The sequence below is a fragment of the Metabacillus sp. RB-C-LZQ-3-1 genome, from assembly GCF_058315175.1.
On sequence record NZ_JBZFLI010000002.1, the window covers coordinates 411,907 to 427,153 of the forward strand.

At 33.4% G+C, this 15,247-nt stretch carries 21 protein-coding genes and 1 pseudogene; 5 read left to right on the plus strand and 17 right to left on the minus strand.

Annotation, left to right across the window (positions count from 1 at the left end; genetic code table 11):
- Nucleotides 1-59: 59 nt before the first annotated feature.
- Together ymaG and AC4GZ8_RS05450 are read right to left on the minus strand one after the other, a co-directional pair.
- A complete protein-coding gene (gene ymaG, locus AC4GZ8_RS05445; RefSeq protein ID WP_491080873.1) occupies nt 60-314 on the minus strand; it encodes an inner spore coat protein YmaG in 255 nt (84 codons plus the stop codon).
- Between the two features lie 141 nt (nt 315-455).
- The gene (locus tag AC4GZ8_RS05450; RefSeq protein WP_491080781.1) at nt 456-956 is read right to left on the minus strand and encodes a GNAT family N-acetyltransferase; all 501 of its coding nucleotides are present in this window, start codon (nt 954-956) and stop codon (nt 456-458) included.
- A 114-nt stretch (nt 957-1,070) separates the two neighbouring features.
- Here AC4GZ8_RS05450 and AC4GZ8_RS05455 point away from each other — a divergent pair, with 114 nt between their 5' ends.
- On the plus strand, nt 1,071-1,913 hold the full coding sequence (locus AC4GZ8_RS05455; RefSeq protein ID WP_491080782.1) for a hypothetical protein: 843 nt from the start codon (nt 1,071-1,073) through the stop codon (nt 1,911-1,913).
- A gap of 81 nt (nt 1,914-1,994) precedes the next feature.
- Here AC4GZ8_RS05455 and AC4GZ8_RS05460 read toward each other — a convergent pair whose 3' ends face one another.
- The 3 genes from AC4GZ8_RS05460 to AC4GZ8_RS05470 are packed head-to-tail and all read right to left on the minus strand — an operon-like array spanning nt 1,995 to nt 3,876.
- Nucleotides 1,995-2,447 (minus strand): GNAT family N-acetyltransferase, encoded by a 453-nt coding sequence (locus AC4GZ8_RS05460; protein ID WP_491080783.1) that lies wholly within the window; start codon nt 2,445-2,447, stop codon nt 1,995-1,997.
- 41 nt (nt 2,448-2,488) lie between these two features.
- Complete coding sequence (locus tag AC4GZ8_RS05465; RefSeq protein WP_491080784.1) at nt 2,489-3,265, minus strand: SDR family oxidoreductase; 777 nt, start codon at nt 3,263-3,265, stop codon at nt 2,489-2,491.
- Between the two features lie 38 nt (nt 3,266-3,303).
- Nucleotides 3,304-3,876: a histidine phosphatase family protein gene (locus AC4GZ8_RS05470; protein ID WP_491080785.1), complete on the minus strand. Its 573-nt coding sequence runs from the start codon at nt 3,874-3,876 to the stop codon at nt 3,304-3,306.
- A gap of 358 nt (nt 3,877-4,234) precedes the next feature.
- Between AC4GZ8_RS05470 and AC4GZ8_RS05475 the strand changes: the two genes are divergently transcribed.
- The gene (locus AC4GZ8_RS05475; RefSeq protein WP_491080786.1) at nt 4,235-4,624 is read left to right on the plus strand and encodes a hypothetical protein; all 390 of its coding nucleotides are present in this window, start codon (nt 4,235-4,237) and stop codon (nt 4,622-4,624) included.
- 53 nt (nt 4,625-4,677) lie between these two features.
- Here AC4GZ8_RS05475 and AC4GZ8_RS05480 read toward each other — a convergent pair.
- Nucleotides 4,678-5,372: pseudogene (locus AC4GZ8_RS05480) on the minus strand (polysaccharide deacetylase family protein).
- A 114-nt stretch (nt 5,373-5,486) separates the two neighbouring features.
- On the opposite strand from AC4GZ8_RS05480, the gene AC4GZ8_RS05485 reads away from it, so the two are divergent.
- Nucleotides 5,487-5,804 carry a DUF3221 domain-containing protein gene (locus AC4GZ8_RS05485; protein WP_491080787.1) on the plus strand — a complete coding sequence of 106 codons (318 nt, stop codon included), beginning with the start codon at nt 5,487-5,489 and terminating at the stop codon, nt 5,802-5,804.
- 81 nt (nt 5,805-5,885) lie between these two features.
- Here AC4GZ8_RS05485 and AC4GZ8_RS05490 read toward each other — a convergent pair whose 3' ends face one another.
- Both AC4GZ8_RS05490 and AC4GZ8_RS05495 read right to left on the minus strand, forming a co-directional pair.
- On the minus strand, nt 5,886-6,407 hold the full coding sequence (locus AC4GZ8_RS05490; RefSeq protein WP_491080788.1) for a DinB family protein: 522 nt from the start codon (nt 6,405-6,407) through the stop codon (nt 5,886-5,888).
- 79 nt (nt 6,408-6,486) lie between these two features.
- Nucleotides 6,487-7,020 (minus strand): HXXEE domain-containing protein, encoded by a 534-nt coding sequence (locus AC4GZ8_RS05495; protein ID WP_491080789.1) that lies wholly within the window; start codon nt 7,018-7,020, stop codon nt 6,487-6,489.
- Nucleotides 7,021-7,221: 201 nt separating this feature from the next.
- Between AC4GZ8_RS05495 and AC4GZ8_RS05500 the strand changes: the two genes are divergently transcribed.
- A complete protein-coding gene (locus tag AC4GZ8_RS05500; protein WP_491080790.1) occupies nt 7,222-7,593 on the plus strand; it encodes a DUF5367 family protein in 372 nt (123 codons plus the stop codon).
- Between the two features lie 94 nt (nt 7,594-7,687).
- On the opposite strand, the gene AC4GZ8_RS05505 is transcribed toward AC4GZ8_RS05500, so the two are convergent.
- The 6 genes from AC4GZ8_RS05505 to AC4GZ8_RS05530 all read right to left on the minus strand — a co-directional run bounded on the left by AC4GZ8_RS05505 (nt 7,688) and on the right by AC4GZ8_RS05530 (nt 11,564).
- Complete coding sequence (locus AC4GZ8_RS05505) at nt 7,688-8,149, minus strand: GNAT family N-acetyltransferase (protein WP_491080791.1); 462 nt, start codon at nt 8,147-8,149, stop codon at nt 7,688-7,690.
- A 54-nt stretch (nt 8,150-8,203) separates the two neighbouring features.
- The gene (locus AC4GZ8_RS05510; RefSeq protein WP_491080792.1) at nt 8,204-8,350 is read right to left on the minus strand and encodes a hypothetical protein; all 147 of its coding nucleotides are present in this window, start codon (nt 8,348-8,350) and stop codon (nt 8,204-8,206) included.
- A gap of 11 nt (nt 8,351-8,361) precedes the next feature.
- Nucleotides 8,362-8,892, minus strand: a complete 531-nt coding sequence (locus AC4GZ8_RS05515) for a nitroreductase family protein (protein WP_491080793.1) — start codon at nt 8,890-8,892, stop codon at nt 8,362-8,364.
- 121 nt (nt 8,893-9,013) lie between these two features.
- Complete coding sequence (locus tag AC4GZ8_RS05520; RefSeq protein WP_491080794.1) at nt 9,014-10,678, minus strand: ATP-binding protein; 1,665 nt, start codon at nt 10,676-10,678, stop codon at nt 9,014-9,016.
- A 130-nt stretch (nt 10,679-10,808) separates the two neighbouring features.
- The gene (locus tag AC4GZ8_RS05525; protein WP_491080795.1) at nt 10,809-11,147 is read right to left on the minus strand and encodes an ArsR/SmtB family transcription factor; all 339 of its coding nucleotides are present in this window, start codon (nt 11,145-11,147) and stop codon (nt 10,809-10,811) included.
- A complete protein-coding gene (locus tag AC4GZ8_RS05530) occupies nt 11,148-11,564 on the minus strand; it encodes an SRPBCC family protein (protein WP_491080796.1) in 417 nt (138 codons plus the stop codon). It abuts the gene before it with no gap.
- Nucleotides 11,565-11,763: 199 nt separating this feature from the next.
- Here AC4GZ8_RS05530 and AC4GZ8_RS05535 point away from each other — a divergent pair, with 199 nt between their 5' ends.
- Nucleotides 11,764-12,357, plus strand: coding sequence for a CBO0543 family protein (locus AC4GZ8_RS05535; protein ID WP_491080797.1), 594 nt, complete (start codon nt 11,764-11,766; stop codon nt 12,355-12,357).
- A gap of 49 nt (nt 12,358-12,406) precedes the next feature.
- Here AC4GZ8_RS05535 and AC4GZ8_RS05540 read toward each other — a convergent pair whose 3' ends face one another.
- The 3 genes from AC4GZ8_RS05540 to AC4GZ8_RS05550 form a co-directional block, all read right to left on the minus strand.
- Entirely contained in the window at nt 12,407-13,888 is a 1,482-nt protein-coding gene (locus AC4GZ8_RS05540; protein ID WP_491080798.1) for a potassium/proton antiporter, read from the minus strand.
- Nucleotides 13,889-13,917: 29 nt separating this feature from the next.
- Nucleotides 13,918-14,478, minus strand: a complete 561-nt coding sequence (locus tag AC4GZ8_RS05545; protein WP_491080799.1) for a tyrosine-type recombinase/integrase — start codon at nt 14,476-14,478, stop codon at nt 13,918-13,920.
- A gap of 144 nt (nt 14,479-14,622) precedes the next feature.
- On the minus strand, nt 14,623-15,177 hold the full coding sequence (locus AC4GZ8_RS05550; RefSeq protein ID WP_491080800.1) for an HPP family protein: 555 nt from the start codon (nt 15,175-15,177) through the stop codon (nt 14,623-14,625).
- Nucleotides 15,178-15,247 lie beyond the last annotated feature (70 nt).

Sequence of the window (15,247 nt, forward strand, 5' to 3'; positions counted from 1 at the left end):
TAAATAAGAAAAAAATTGACCTCAATACTTGTTGATTGAGGCCAATCTTCATGCACTAATCAATAGTAAGGATAGTAGGGGTAGTAAGGATAATAAGGATATGGATAACCGAATCCATATGGGTAAACTAAAGAGCTAGCTAACAGACCACCTAATACTCCTCCTAGAAATGGGCCTCCCCAAAACGGACGGTAAAATCCAAAAGGTCTTCCGAAACCAAATCCAAATGGTCGACCAAAACCAAATCTCCCAAAAGGTCTTCCAAAGATTCGTGTGTCATTAGGGTCAATTACGTTATTTTGATACTGATTCATTGCTGGTATTTGATATTCAGTTTGCATAGTAAGCACTCCTCCCTTTTTTAATATAAACTTATGCTGCCTGGGAGGGTAACTCTTGGGTATATACCCAAAACAGGAAAAATATTCCCGAAATTTCGATCTGTTAACAGCTCATTATTTTATAAATAAGACCATTAACTCATCATCATAATACGTTTCTTCTATTTTTAACGCTCTTTTTTCGATGCCATACATTTCAAAACCGATTGAATGGTAAAGTTTTTTTGCAGGAAGGTTGCTTGCTGTTACTGTTAAATAAATTTGTTCAATTCTTGGTAATGATTTAGCTTTCTTTATAAGTTCAGACAATAACCGTTTCCCTAATCCTACATTTCGGTGCTTCGGATGAACATAAACAGACACAATGGTTGCGCGATGTTGAATTTTCTTTTTTGTTTCAACAACTAATGTAGCTGTTCCAACAAGTTTTTTGTCAATAAATGCACCTATCGTATAAGAATGCTCAGCATTTAAGCGGTTTTGCGTTTGGTGTAATGGAATATTTATTTCTTCTTCATAGCTTGAACTATAAGCTTCTGGATTATTTTGCAGAGCTTCTAGTCTCAACGATTTATAGTGGGTTGAATCTATTCCAGTTAAAAATCGAATATCCACTTATTTTTGACCTCCATTTTGAAGAAACAATCTAACCTTTATCCTTCGTACAGTCATATTTTTCTGAAATTAACACATGATAACTAATAATCATTTTTAAGAGTTGGTGAATATATGGACGTAAAGGTCCGTTTAAATAAAAATTCTATACCGTTTTTAATCCTAGTGGTTTTTCAATTATTTTTTGTTTGCTTACTAAAAAAACGTAAATTAAAGAACACGTGGACTTTACTCTTTGCCAATATAGGAATGGCGTTTTTATTTGAATATGTTGTGTTAAATTTATTTCAGGCTTACACATATAAACCCAAATTATTGAAAAAGCGGTATTTTGACAATATTTTAGGAGCCATTCTCTCACAGGCAATTTATATTCCAGTGTCATCAACATTTATCACAATTTTTAAAAAGGATTGGAAATGGAAAATTGGCTTTTCAATCTATTTTTATTGTATAGAACGGCTTTTTATATGGCTAAAGATATATGAAATCAAATGGTGGAAACCAGTTTACACTTTTTTCTTATTACCAACCTATTATGTAATGAGTGATTTCTTCTTTAAAGGACTTAACCAGCAAAAAATGATCGTAAAAAAATTAGCCCATTATTTAACAATAATGGTAATTGACACAATTTTTATGTATATTTTAGCTTATAAACAAGTGATACGATTTAAAATCAGGAAATTCGATTCAGTTCGGGTACATTTTATGATTGCACCACTATATAGTATCATTATGTCAATCATATCCACATTTCTAGGTAAGAGAAATGGAGTGTATAGTCGAATCTTTCACCTTTGCATTTATCATTTGTTTGATGCGATTCTAAAAAATTGTCGGATTCTCTTTTTCAATAGACGTCAATATAAGTGGACAATAGTTTGGCATATCTTTATGGTCTGTACTTCAAGATTCGTTTACCGAAGAATATTTCAACATAATAATCATGACTAATCAGCAGTACGAAACTAGGATTAGGGTAAACTCTCATCTTTATCTATATGGTTAGTCAAGATTATTTTTTTGTGAATTTCATTATAATTCCTTGCGTAATAAAATCATATCTCTACATTGAATTCCATTTTCTATAATAACTTCGGAATAATGGCGTATGAAAAAGTTCAGATCAACACCAATCATTCGAAAACCGCATTTTTGGTAAAACGCTAATTGACCAATACTTGAATTACCTGTACCAACCTCAAGTGCTTGATATCCTTTTTTTCTAGCCTGTTCAATCGAATGAACAAGGAGTTTTTTTCCTAAGCCTTGACCTTGAAATTCGTCCTTTATCACTATATTTTTTAATTCAATTGTATCTAAGGTTTTCTCAAGTAACACATATGCTCCAATTACTTGTTGATCTATTTCTGCTACAAAGCATTGACCTCTATGAACATAATCCATAATTAATTGTTCAGAAGGATCTGCCTCAAGTAATAATTGAATTGGCACTTGCTCGTTCAACTCTAATTTTTTGATATTCATCCTTATCTCCTAGTTAAGATGGAATCATTTTTTCATCTTCTTTATGATCTTTGAAATCCGCCCTCAGAATGAATAATTTGCCCTGTAATCCACTCCGCATCCTCACTAACTAAAAATTTAATTGTTCTTGCAACATCTCTTGGTTCACCGATTCGTCCAAATGGAAACCTTGGTAGTAAGACCTTTTTTATGTCATTTGTCATCCAACCTGTATCAGTAGGACCTGGATTGATTGCATTCACAGTGATACCTAAGGGTGCTAGCTCGGCAGCTAATGTAATGGTTAATGCATCAACAGCGCCTTTAGACGTTGCATAGGCTAATTCTCCAGGCATAGGCCCTTGAAATTGACCTGAAGTCAGATTAACAATTCTTCCACCACTTTTTTTATTAAATACTTTTGCAAAATGACTGCTAAGAAGAGTTGTCGCGCGAATATTGATTAAATAATGCTGATTCAAGTCTTCTGCAGTAATAGTTGAAAAGCTATTATTAGTACTATATGCTGCATTGTTTATCAAAATATCAGGATTACCAAGCTCTTCACAAACTTTATTCATTAAAGTTGTTGAAGCATCCTCTTTCCTAAGGTCTAATTCCATACACACTACGTCAACACCGTATTCACGTAGTTCATTTAGTAGAATTAATGGTTCATTTCCTTCTACTCCCCATGGCATTTCCTTATCATAATTCGTCCAATACGTAAAGAAGATATGATAACCTTCTTTTGCAAGCTCCCTTGATATAGCAGCTCCAATCCCTTTTAGCCGACTTACTCCCGTTATGATTGCAATTTTATTTTTCAATTTGTTCATCCCCCAATTATGATTTGTTGGCGAATCCCAATCATTTATCAAACCATATGCTTTGTACAATTAAACAAAGGACAATGCCATCCGCTTTCGTCTCTTTGTAACATCGTAATAGATGTATTCAAAAGAGGTTTTTCAAATGATTCATTGGGTAGAATCCTTTTTATTATCTTTTTTAAAAAAGAACCATGACTAACAATGAGTACATTTTCATAAGGATGCTTTACACAAATCTCATCTATAAAAGAAAGACCGCGTGAAAATACAGCATCATCTGATTCAATTCCTAGATCTAATTCTCTCCACTCTTTTCCCCATGTTAAAATTCTTTCCTCTTCAGTCGTTCCTTCAATTAATCCTCCCCCAACCTCTCGAAGCCTTGAATCTAAGTTTACGTTTTTCATTAATTTTTCTGCAATAATATTTGCGGTTTGATGGGCTCTTAATAGATCACTGGAATAGATCATATCCCATTCTTCAGAGAGTAAGCGCAGTGCAAGCCGATTTGCTTCCTCAATACCTTCATTATTTAAAGGGATATCACACCATCCTTGGGCTTTTCCTTCAATATTCCACGGTGTACGCCCATGACGAATAAAACCAATTTTCGTCAAGTATTATCAACTCCTTATTTTTACATAACGATGAAACGTTTATTTCGTATTCTCCTTAAGTACATTCATGAAAATGATGAATAAAATTAGAGAGAATAAAGATACATTAAATAAATGAAATTAACTCTATCATTTTTTTACTCTCCTAAACTTAGCTTTATTCACTTCATTTTATAACAATTAACTGGAAAAACACACCTATTTATCCAACATTTTTAGCAGGATTTATACAGGAATGGATCAGGTTATTTGTACAAAATCGTGTAAAATACCACATTATTTTTTATTCTCTAGGCGGTTTCATAGTCCAAAAGTTTATGAGGTGAATAGGTTAATAACATAGTCGAGGTGAAAAATGATGAAGAAAATAGATAAAGAAAATGAAAAACAACTGGAAGAATTAAGAGATCAACTAAAAAAACAAGCTGAAATTGCCACTTGGATACAAGCTGTTGGCATCATTGCAGAAGCAATTATTTTAACAAAGCTCTTAGCGATAAGTGAAGAATCTGAAGGAGAAAACAAAGTCGTTCTTGGGATGTGGATTCAAACCATTGGACAATTATCTGAAGCAATTGGCGTATCTAAACAAGTCAGAGCAAAGGATCTCCAGTCGTTATTATCTGCGCAGGAGTTGAGCGTTAATGGAGATATTCTTCAATCTATTGGCGCGGCTATTGAAGCAATCGGAGGAAAAGAGGTCATCGTAGAAGAACAAATCAAAAATAATGGTGGTTTTGTCACGTAGCTCAATATACGATAAAGAAAGGGACAGACACATCCCCCTCTTTAAAGATATTGTCATCGAAGCTGTTGCAATTCATTTACCGTTAGAAATTTATATCCTTCTTCTGACAAGGACTTTAATATCTGTTCCAATGTCTCTAATTCTGTTTCATCATACATCGGGTGTAAGAGGATAATAGATCCCGGTTTAACATGTTCAGTTACATAGCTTACCTTTTCAATGACCGATGAATAAAAAGTGTCCGGCTCAAGATTCCATGTAATGGTCTCAATGCCTTGCTTATTTAAGAAGTATGGTAAAAGGAATAGCTTTTTACCATTGGGTGGACGAAAATCAATATCTCCTGAAAACCCTGATTCTTCAATGAGTTGATTCGTTTTTTCAATTTCTCGTTGGATAAATGATGGTTTTTTAAAGATCATCCGTTGATGGGAATATGTATGGTTTCCAACTTGATGTCCAGCTCCGACAATTTTTTGTCCTAGATCCATATTTTGTTCAAGGTCATTTCCAATCAAAAAAAAGTCGCTTTGGCATTATATTTCTCGAGTAAAGGCAGAATTATTTCAACATTTTTTGTTGGCCCATCGTCAAATGTTATGGCGACAACCTTTTCCTCTGTTTCAATTTGATTTGTTAACCCGCCAAATAGTTGAAATGTTCTTGAATTCATTAATTTATATGTACCTATTAACAGTAATACAATTACCACAACTGAAAGGCCAATGACCAATAATTTTTTTCGCATGTTTTCTTATCTCCTCTTTTTATCCTTTCATATTATACCAAATATAAAGACAAGAAAAAGTTATGAAACGCTTTTCCTTTATCACACGACTATTTAGAAAAGGAGGAGAAGATGGTGAAAAGATTATTCATGCTTTTATTTCTTCTTGGATGTTTAACAGGCTGCACAATAAACACTTTAAGCGATCATGAATTTGATGCACTATCAGAAGATAAGATTATTGAAGGGCGCGTAATAGAAATTAAAAAAAATAACCTCATCCTTTCAATTGATGAGGGTTCTAATTGGGGTTCAGGAGAAATACATGTTTCTACCCAAGAAGCTAAAACGGAAGAAAATATAACAAAAGGTCAGAACCTTAAGATTTGGTTCTCTTATATAAGAGAGTCTTATCCACCACAAACCAATGCTTTAAAAATTGAAATTAAATAATTTGATCATTGATTATGATATTGCAAACCTCCTGACTGACCTCTTTAGCATGCATTATCAATTAATTAAGGAGGTTTATTCCTACTTCAAAATCCCTAAGTATTCCTGCCATGGCCCAACATCTTCGCGATATCTTTTTGCCATTACTCGAACAATTTGTGACAGATGGGTTAAGTCATGAACAGCCCAGGTTGAAATTAATTCTTTAACCTTTACTGTTCCAAATGCAGGATGAAAACCAATTTGGTCAAGTTGGAAATCAGAAGTTACAATGCTTTTTAGCTTTTTTATATTTTCAGATCTAATACGAATAAATTCTTTTAAAAGATTATCAAATGAGGTTTGGGTCACGTTGTGTAAATGTGAAAAGCGATCAAATGCCGGAAACGGCTGACTATCACCTTCTTGAAGAATAAATTCTAACCTGGGAATCCAATTATGTTTTTCAGCTTCGATTAAGTGCTCAATCACTTCCTTAGTATTCCATGTTCCGTCTCCTTCATTACATTGCAGCCAAACATAAGATAAACCTGTTAAAAAAGTAGACAATGTTTTCGGTGTACGCTCCAAAATTTCTATTGCTTCATCTATCCTAAATTCCATGATCTCACTCCTATCGTTTAAATAAGATCCATTCTGCCTGATTGTGCTTTACTGTAATATCTCATCATTGGTTTATTTTCTATCGTAGTAATCTATGTGCAATGTTATGCCCTAAATAGACAATAACAATGGTTATAAGCCCATAAGGTAAGGATGTCATTATGGTTGATATCTCGATTATGTTCTCATCTACTAGCCTATAAAATAAGTAAAGCGAGTATGGTAATGTAACAGTCACAGCTGTCCCTATTCCAAGAGCGTATACTCCTAAAAACAACGATTGGCCAATATGCATAACCACATGGAGAAGTAAAAATAAATTAAAACCAAGAAACATCGGGTATAAATGATGCTCAACAGCTAAGTAAGTAGAAATAGTGTACATAATGAATTGCAGGGCAACCGGTAAAGTAAATTGCGCTGCAGTGACCGTTGACATTTGATGAAATGTCTTTTTAAAAAATCCAGGTACTTTTTGAGAAGCCTTTGAATAGTTCTTTTTAAACCATAATTCTACAAAAAGAATTTCTTCAAAATCATGCAATAAAAACGTTATTGGAAATAACCACAAAAGGGTTGCTAGACTAAAATGGAGATTTAGCCATTCATACATTTACATTCTTCCTTCTCTAAGTGGATTTAATTTTTTGGGATTATATTAACAATATGATTCAAATAGCTAGAGTCAGCATGCATTAATGTTCCTTTTGTATATTTATTTTGTTAATTTGCATATTGAACTTTTTGTAAAATTTCGTTAATGTTGAGGAAGAATAGATTGCCAATAAATACCAATAGAAAAAGGAGAATTTCATTGAAAAATGTTGCATGGGGTTTTTTATTATGGTTAGTAGCCACTTTATTTTTTCGTTTTTGGGGTCATCTGTTTTTGATACCGGAACATAAACCCCTATTGTTCGTCACCTTTTTAATGGGGATCCCCCTTATTACAGCAGCTACCTATCCATATTATTATTTTATGAAAATACCAGGACATAAGCTCACGCTAACAGCCATTCAAATAGCTGTTCCCGGCATGTTTTTGGATATATTTAGTATGATCTTCTTTAGCAACGTTTTTCCTAACCTGCATAATGATTCTCTCCCTTATTTTGCTGCTTGGTTACTATGGGCTTACAGCTTGATCCTAATAACTGGTATACCACTTAAGAGAAAGAGAGTATAGGTGTCTGCGAGGAACTTTTATTCAGAAAAAGTTCCCTCTTAAAATAAATAAGGAGTAGCGGGAGTTAATAACAAATTCATTTCATTCCAGGGATTTAAAATATTAACTCCATTTCTGAATCCTTATCAGTAAAACCCAACTTCTTATAAAGGAAATAACCTTCTTTTGAAGAATGTAACCAAATTCTTCCTACTCCTAAGCTCTTACATTCAGAAATACAGTCTTCTAATATTGAACGAGCTATTCCATATCCTCTATATCCTGGTTTTGTGTACATATTCATGATATATGCTTCTAATCCACTTATGTTTTCGCCGTGAGGAGGCCTTATAAAAAACACCAAACCGCTTATCGCAACAATCGTTTCCTTAACTTCTCCCACCCAAGCCGAAAAACCGCCGTTAGACAATTTTTCTTTAAAGTAATTTTTGTTTGCATTCCATACTTCTGACTTATTTCCCTCATTTACATCGCCTATTTCTGTTAAAAGCTCTATCCGCAATTCAGTTAAAGCATCAAGATCATTTAGGGTTGCTTTTCGAATAATAAAGTCCATCGTTCATTCTCCATATTTTACATTGCATTTTCGAACACCAACCTATTCTTGAGTTTAGTTTGATGTTGCCTTTGTTATATCATTCTGTTTTGCACATGCAAAACAATAAACCTCGGAATCTATTACTATACCATCCAAAAATCCATCCACACAATAAATGATTTTTTCGCATGATACGCATTCTCCGACTTTTTCAACCACAGGAACTCCTCCTATTTTTGATGGAATACCTCATAGTGGACCAGGTCCTCTTTCGGGATTATTTTCTTTTTGGATGGTTGTTCATCCATATAGCCTAAACCTAAAATAGCAATAATTTTTCGATCAACAGGGATTGAAAGTGCTTTTCTTACGTATTCTTCTCTTTGGAATGACTCCTCTTCATCTTTTATATTAAAAACGGCTCCAAAAGCACATCCTAATCCTTGATTTACTGCTGCCAGCCATATGTAACTACAAGCGATGGAGGCATCCTGAAGCCAATACTTGCTTATGCTTGGGCGCCCTGTTACCACAATTGCTCCCTGCGACTCTTTTAACCATTTCATATACGGGGTGGTTTCAGATAAATGGTCTAAATTTTGGCGATTTTTTATGATGATAAATTCTCTAGATGGTAAATTATTTCCGGTTGGTGACAAACATGCTTGGTGAATCATTTCCTCTAATTTTTCAGTAGGAATGGCTTCGTTTGTAAACTTCGTAATTTCCCTTCGCTTCTGGACAACTTCTTTAAAATCCATTAAAAAGCTCCTTTCGCATTCTATATAAAACATACATTTAATATATATGTTTAGTTTACAGGAAAAGGAGAAATATGTTAATTTTATCTTTCCTATTTTTGTCTAATATAGCCTTATTATTTTATAAAGGCAGAGTCACATCGATGACTGTTCCTTTATTAACTTCACTCGTAATCTTGACTGTACCTTGATGGTTTTCGATAATTCTTTTACTAACCATAAACCCTAGGCCAGTCCCTTTTTCTTTTGTTGTGTAAAAGGGTTGTCCTAATTTCGATAGTAAATGCTTTGGAATCCCGCATCCTTCATCTATGAAACGGATCAGCACTTCTTTTTCACCAGAAATAAGCTTGATCATTAAAATGCCACCATTCGGCATCGCTTCGATCGCGTTTTTTATAAAATTAATAAAAACCTGCTTTAGTTGGTTTTCTTCGCACCTAATGCTCACATCATGATGTTCAAACTCGGTTATGATTTGAACATTATTCATGATCGCTTGAGGATTTAACAAGGTGACCATATCATAAATAAGTAGCTTGAGATCCTTTGGTGCAAAACGAACAGCCTGTGGTTTAGCGAGCATTAGGAGTTCACTAAGAATGAGCTCAATCCTTTCAATTTCAGACTTCATAATGTCATAGTAAATTTGTTTTTCAAATCCACTTGCTTGCAATAACTGAAGGAAACCCTTGATTGAAGTAATAGGATTACGTATTTCATGAGCAATCCCAGCAGCAAGCTCCCCGGCAATTGACAATTTTTCAGATTTGATTAAGAGTTCTTGCGCTGCTTTTTTTTCTGTAACATCCTTATATATAACAGCCCAACCATTTGGGGAGGAAGCTTCATCTAATAAAGGGAAGCTTGACAATAAAATATGAAGATTTTTTCCGTCCTTTGTTTTTCGAATTGTTTCATAACTTTTCAACTTTTCTCCCAAAATTGCGTAGCTTTTGCTTAAATTCGCTTCAAAGATTCTTTCATCAGGAATAATTGGCAGTTCAGAAACATTTAATCCAACTATTTCATTCGAAGAGTAACCAAATATCGACTCAAAAGCACCATTTACTGAAATAACCTGATCAGATTGATTATAGATAATGATCGGATCTAAATTTTCTTTAATAAATGACCTTAATTGATGTTTGGTAGCATTTAGCTCTCCTTTTAGTTTTGATTGTTCTTTTTGGCCAGATAAAGATGGAAAAGCAACAGACTTATAATTGTATAAACTTGACTTACCTAATTCCTCATCCGTCATAAAGTACTCATGATTTCTAAGCATATGATTTTGAAGAGATGCGGATATTTTATTACCGTCATAAGCACAAACTGAAATTAGGTTTGCACATCGTACACTATAATCAGCTCTCTTTTCAAATTCTTTGAGCTCTGAAAGAATGTTTTCTTGTGCTTTAAATTCAACATTAGCCCAAGTTCGTACAGTTAAATTTTTATTCTTAAATTGATCAATTACATTAGAGAAATGTTCGACAATAAGGTCACATTGAAAGTCTCCGTATAATCGGTAGAATTCAGAATTATCCAAGTAATGAATGTGTGTTAATTGTTCATAAGATAAGATTTCCTGCAAATTAAGTAATAGCCTTTGATATATTTCTCGATTTTCAATGCATAATACATGTTGACCTTGTTCTATTCCTGTAAAAATATAGTAAGAAGCATTTTCGATATAATTATCAATTGAGTCATAGATGTATAAAATATGTCCATGATTATTCATTTCAATCATTTGAGTTAATTGCACAATTTTCTCTTTCATATGTACCTCATGTATATATATAGTTTGATATTATTTTTAGAAATTTATAAAAATTTTGTATTATCTATTATTGTATACGATTTCGTCATAATTACAAAATGAATAAGAAAAAAGACCAACTTTATAAAAGTCAGTCTTTTGTGTTTAAGTCTTCTTTCTCATTTTCCACGAGATGTTTTAACATTGATAGTTTGTTATCCCAAAACTTTTCGTAAAATGAAAGCCAATCCTTTAGCTCAAGAAGTGGTTCTGGGTGAAATTGATAGATTTTTTCTCGTCCCACCTTTTTCCCGGTTACTAAATCTGCTTCGTTGAGGATATGGAGATGTTTTGTGATTGCAGTTCTGCTTATTGGAAAATGAGCGGTTATTTCAGTAATAGGTAATTCCTTTTCAGCTAGTAAACGAAGAACTTCTCTTCTTGTAGGATCAGCAATAGCTTGAAATATATCATGCTTTGCTTGGCCCACTTACCCTTCAACTGCCTTTCGAAGTTTTTCGTGCACAATGCTTTCCCAACCGCCGCTCATTCTATCACGAATAACAGAGGCCTTTTCATTCGCTTTTTGTTGGATATGGTCATCATCTTTCCATCCACTGTGAATTAACGTAAATTCTGTTTTCCCGCCTAAATCTTTTAAGAGAAATGAGACAATCCAACCATCAGTGTCCCAAGAAAAAACGACTTTCGATGGTTCGTCTATTTCTAAAACTTTACATGGCGAAGGTCCAAATGGTGATTGCACGTGAAATTCATGCCCAACCTTTGCTTCGAAGTCATTTGGCATGAACCATTCAGCAATTCCATCTGAAGTTGAAACAACCTTCCATACTTTACTAATTGGTGCATCAAAAATTGCTGTTTTCTTAATATCCTGTAATGACATATTATTCACTCCTAAGATTAACATAAAATGAAACCATTTGGTTACACTTAATTATAACACCTTTTGGTTACATGTCTATTATTAATTATATTCTTTGTTATATTCAGTCAAACGGAAAATTTGAATTCCCTTTAGTAACGAAAAGATAATTTGGGTAACATAATAATAAAACAGAAAAAATGTGGTGCTATTATTGAATATGATTATTGATTTTTTTCTAATTCAATTTATACATTCTATATCGTTAGATCAACTACTAAAAGAGGAAAAGCATTTTTATGAAGCGCTCCGCACTTATTGGTATGCACATAATTACTTAACTTTTAGATGGTGGATTTTGGTTTCGTTAAGTTGTCTGTCTCCTATCGTATGGTTTCTATTTGTTGATAAAAAAAGAATTACAGAAATAACAGCCTTTGGTATGTTTTTTGGCATTATCGCTATTTTCTTAGATTCTATTGGAAGCAATGCAATGGTATGGACATATCCTGTTCGATTAACACCGTATTTATATCCGCAGATGTATCCGTATGATGTAGGAATTATTATCATTCCTTTTATGTTTGTCTATCAAAAATTCGGAGAAAACTTTAAAAGGTTCTTTTTTGCAACAGGCTTACTTGCGTTATCTATTGCATTTTTCGCTGAGACGACAATGGAATGGTTGCAAATGTACAAAGAAATAACATGGGAAAACTACTATTCCTTTCCGATTTATTGGTTAATTGGATTGTTTTGTTGGAGTATTTTAAAAGGATTTAAAAAGATCGAACAAAAGTATAACAATGAATGATAGGAAGAAAATGACAGCAGTCAAATTTCAAATTGACTGCTGTCCCTATTTAATCAGTTAATGTTCTTTTATTTGTTAAAAATTCCTTTAAGTCAGTCATTTTCTTTTTAGAAACAAGGATATAAAGAATATCACCTGATTTTATTTTCGTTTCACCATGAGGTGTTACTAAGTCTCCTTTTCTAATAATCGCATTAACAAGAACATCTTTTGGAAACCTAATATCCTTTAGCGGCTGGTTAATAATATGTTCATGATCATTTATTTCTACCTCTATAATTTCAGCATTTGCTTTTCCAATTGAAACAAGCTCAAGAGTATGAGGTGCCTCCGATTTCTTTGGGCCATTTAGACCTAGTTTTTCTGCAATCATTGAAATTGTTGAACCTTGAATAAGTGCAGAAGTTAAGACGACGAAGAAAACAACATTAAAAATTAACTGGCTATTTTCAATTCCCATCGTCATTGGAAATGTCGCAAGTACAATTGGAACTGCCCCTTTTAGTCCTGCCCATGATAAGAAGATTTTTTCGTTAATACTAAATTTCATGTTTATTGTAGAAAAGAATACAGCAACAGGTCGAGCAACAAAAATTAAAATGATAGATAGCAACAAACCTTTAAAAATAAGATCAAAAGATAAGAATTGAGAAGGGAAAACTAATAATCCGAGGATAATAAACATTAAAATTTGCATCATCCAGGCAAAACCTTCATTGAAACGAAAGATTGAATGCCGATAGGTTAAATCTCTGTTGCCAATGACGATTGCTGCGATGTATACAGCTAATAATCCACTTGCGTTGATTAAATCTGTCAGACTGTAGGTAAGTAACGAAAAGGCCAATGCAAATATAGGATATAGACCACTTGAATCTAGATTGATTTTATTGATCGCATAACTTGCAAAACGCCCAAGGAAATATCCTAATCCTAATCCTACACCCATTTGCCAAATAAAGGAGCCAATTAACAATAAGTAAGATGTTGTATCAGCACTTAACATTTCAATAAGAGTTAGCGTAAGAAAAACGGCCATCGGATCATTTGTTCCGGACTCCGCTTCTAGTGTTGAACTAAGTCGTTCATTGATGTTTTGTCCTTTTAATACAGCAAAAATTGCTGCAGCATCTGTTGAACCTACAATCGCGCCAAATAGAAATCCCTCTACCCACCCAATATCAAAAATTAATTTTGCAGCAATAGCAACAACGATCGTTGTTAATAAAACACCTAAGGTAGCAAGGGATAGTGATGGGATAGCAACAGCTTTAACAGAAGACCACTTCGTTTGTAATCCACCTTCAAATAAGATGACAACGAGAGCAAATATTCCAATTAATTGAGCGAGCTTAGGATTATCAAAATATATGATGCCCAACACATCACTTCCCATGAGCATCCCAACCCCCATAAACAAGACAAGAGCTGGAACTCCAAGTCTTGATGAAAATTTAGTTGTGATGACCCCCATTATGAGTAAAAAGGCTGTAAAAAAAATAAAATAATCTATTTCGAAATTTTCTAACATCTATACTTCTCCCTCCCATATAGAAATAATTATAAATTTACATCAATTCTAACTTCATATACTTCCTTTTGAATTCCTATATATCTTAATGTTTCCGCACGTGTGGAATGATTAAATAGGTTTTGTAATAAAGAAACAGCAATTCCTTTTCGATAGGCGTGATACCCAAAGGTTTTTCGTAATGTATGTGTTCCAATCTTTTCGATCATTCCAGCCTCTCGTGCAACATTATGGATAATTCGATATGCCTGTTGTCTCGTAATAGGCTGATCGTTTTTCTTTGATTTAAACAAATAATCGTCATTTTTCAACTTAGCTTCATGTAAATATTCAATTAATGCCTTTTTTATTTTGTTGTTCAGATATATTTGTTTGGGGTGTGTACTCTTCGTTTCATATAATGGATAAAATTCCTTAACTCCATGTTCATCTAACACATCGCTTACTTTAATTTTTAGTAAATGGCTAACAAGAAGACCAGTGTTTATTCCAAAGACAAATAATAAATAGTCCCGGTGTGATTTTACTTTAAGGATCCTTTTTATCTTTTCAATCGTTTCAACATCTTTAATTGGTTCAACATACTCCATTTCATCACCCTATATAATGTTACATAATATAATCCTATCATATGTTATGTAACATTAATAATGTTTTGCTCATATGCAATTATTGTTTACTTAAAAGGATACATATACAAAAAGAGACTGCATAAAGCAGCCTCTTTAGTGTACCTATATCCACTGTTTTGGATATTGTCTATTTTTAAATAAATTATTATAAAGAACTGAAAACAAAATCAAAAGGATAGACGATAAGATAATCGATATTAGGAATCCCCATCCTGCTTCAGTATTGATTGCCACCATGGCGCTAGCTGCAGCAGGCGGATGGATTAGTTTAAAGGTAATCATAAGGAATAACACAATAGCTAAAGTTAAACCGATTGATAAATGTGATTTACCAAATATATTCCATATCACTAAAGCTGTAGTGGTTGAAATAAAATGACCACCAAAAATTGGTCGTGGTTGTGAAAATGGAAGCGAATGTGCAGCAAATACTAATAAACAGCTTGCTCCCATCGGACCTAATATCATGGGATAACCTAACATAACGGCTACAATACTTATAATAGTAATAGCAATCAATCCACCGCTTGCTGAAATGATCGTATCCCCAAAATTTACGTTTGTTTGGATTCTTTGATTGCCCTTCATTTTCATTATATAAGATTGAAAAAATATAATTTCATTTTGTTGTTTTTGAAGAGTTTTCTCAACATTCATTTATATTCCCCTTACGTTGAGTTTTTCAATAAGTATGTAAGATAATCTTCCGCAAAACTTATTGTAAAGG

What these genes read in the sequence shown, in the direction of transcription:
- ymaG (WP_491080873.1), bottom strand. Translation starts at nt 314, where the DNA reads ATGAATCAGTATCAAAATAACGTAATTGACCCTAATGACACACGAATC.
- AC4GZ8_RS05455 (WP_491080782.1), top strand. Translation starts at nt 1,071, where the DNA reads ATGGACGTAAAGGTCCGTTTAAATAAAAATTCTATACCGTTTTTAATC.
- AC4GZ8_RS05460 (WP_491080783.1), bottom strand. Translation starts at nt 2,447, where the DNA reads ATGAATATCAAAAAATTAGAGTTGAACGAGCAAGTGCCAATTCAATTA.
- AC4GZ8_RS05465 (WP_491080784.1), bottom strand. Translation starts at nt 3,265, where the DNA reads ATGAACAAATTGAAAAATAAAATTGCAATCATAACGGGAGTAAGTCGG.
- AC4GZ8_RS05475 (WP_491080786.1), top strand. Translation starts at nt 4,235, where the DNA reads ATGAAGAAAATAGATAAAGAAAATGAAAAACAACTGGAAGAATTAAGA.
- AC4GZ8_RS05490 (WP_491080788.1), bottom strand. Translation starts at nt 6,407, where the DNA reads ATGGAATTTAGGATAGATGAAGCAATAGAAATTTTGGAGCGTACACCG.
- AC4GZ8_RS05495 (WP_491080789.1), bottom strand. Translation starts at nt 7,020, where the DNA reads ATGTATGAATGGCTAAATCTCCATTTTAGTCTAGCAACCCTTTTGTGG.
- AC4GZ8_RS05505 (WP_491080791.1), bottom strand. Translation starts at nt 8,149, where the DNA reads ATGGACTTTATTATTCGAAAAGCAACCCTAAATGATCTTGATGCTTTA.
- AC4GZ8_RS05515 (WP_491080793.1), bottom strand. Translation starts at nt 8,892, where the DNA reads ATGGATTTTAAAGAAGTTGTCCAGAAGCGAAGGGAAATTACGAAGTTT.
- AC4GZ8_RS05520 (WP_491080794.1), bottom strand. Translation starts at nt 10,678, where the DNA reads ATGAAAGAGAAAATTGTGCAATTAACTCAAATGATTGAAATGAATAAT.
- AC4GZ8_RS05530 (WP_491080796.1), bottom strand. Translation starts at nt 11,564, where the DNA reads ATGTCATTACAGGATATTAAGAAAACAGCAATTTTTGATGCACCAATT.
- AC4GZ8_RS05535 (WP_491080797.1), top strand. Translation starts at nt 11,764, where the DNA reads ATGATTATTGATTTTTTTCTAATTCAATTTATACATTCTATATCGTTA.
- AC4GZ8_RS05540 (WP_491080798.1), bottom strand. Translation starts at nt 13,888, where the DNA reads ATGTTAGAAAATTTCGAAATAGATTATTTTATTTTTTTTACAGCCTTT.
- AC4GZ8_RS05545 (WP_491080799.1), bottom strand. Translation starts at nt 14,478, where the DNA reads ATGGAGTATGTTGAACCAATTAAAGATGTTGAAACGATTGAAAAGATA.
- AC4GZ8_RS05550 (WP_491080800.1), bottom strand. Translation starts at nt 15,177, where the DNA reads ATGAATGTTGAGAAAACTCTTCAAAAACAACAAAATGAAATTATATTT.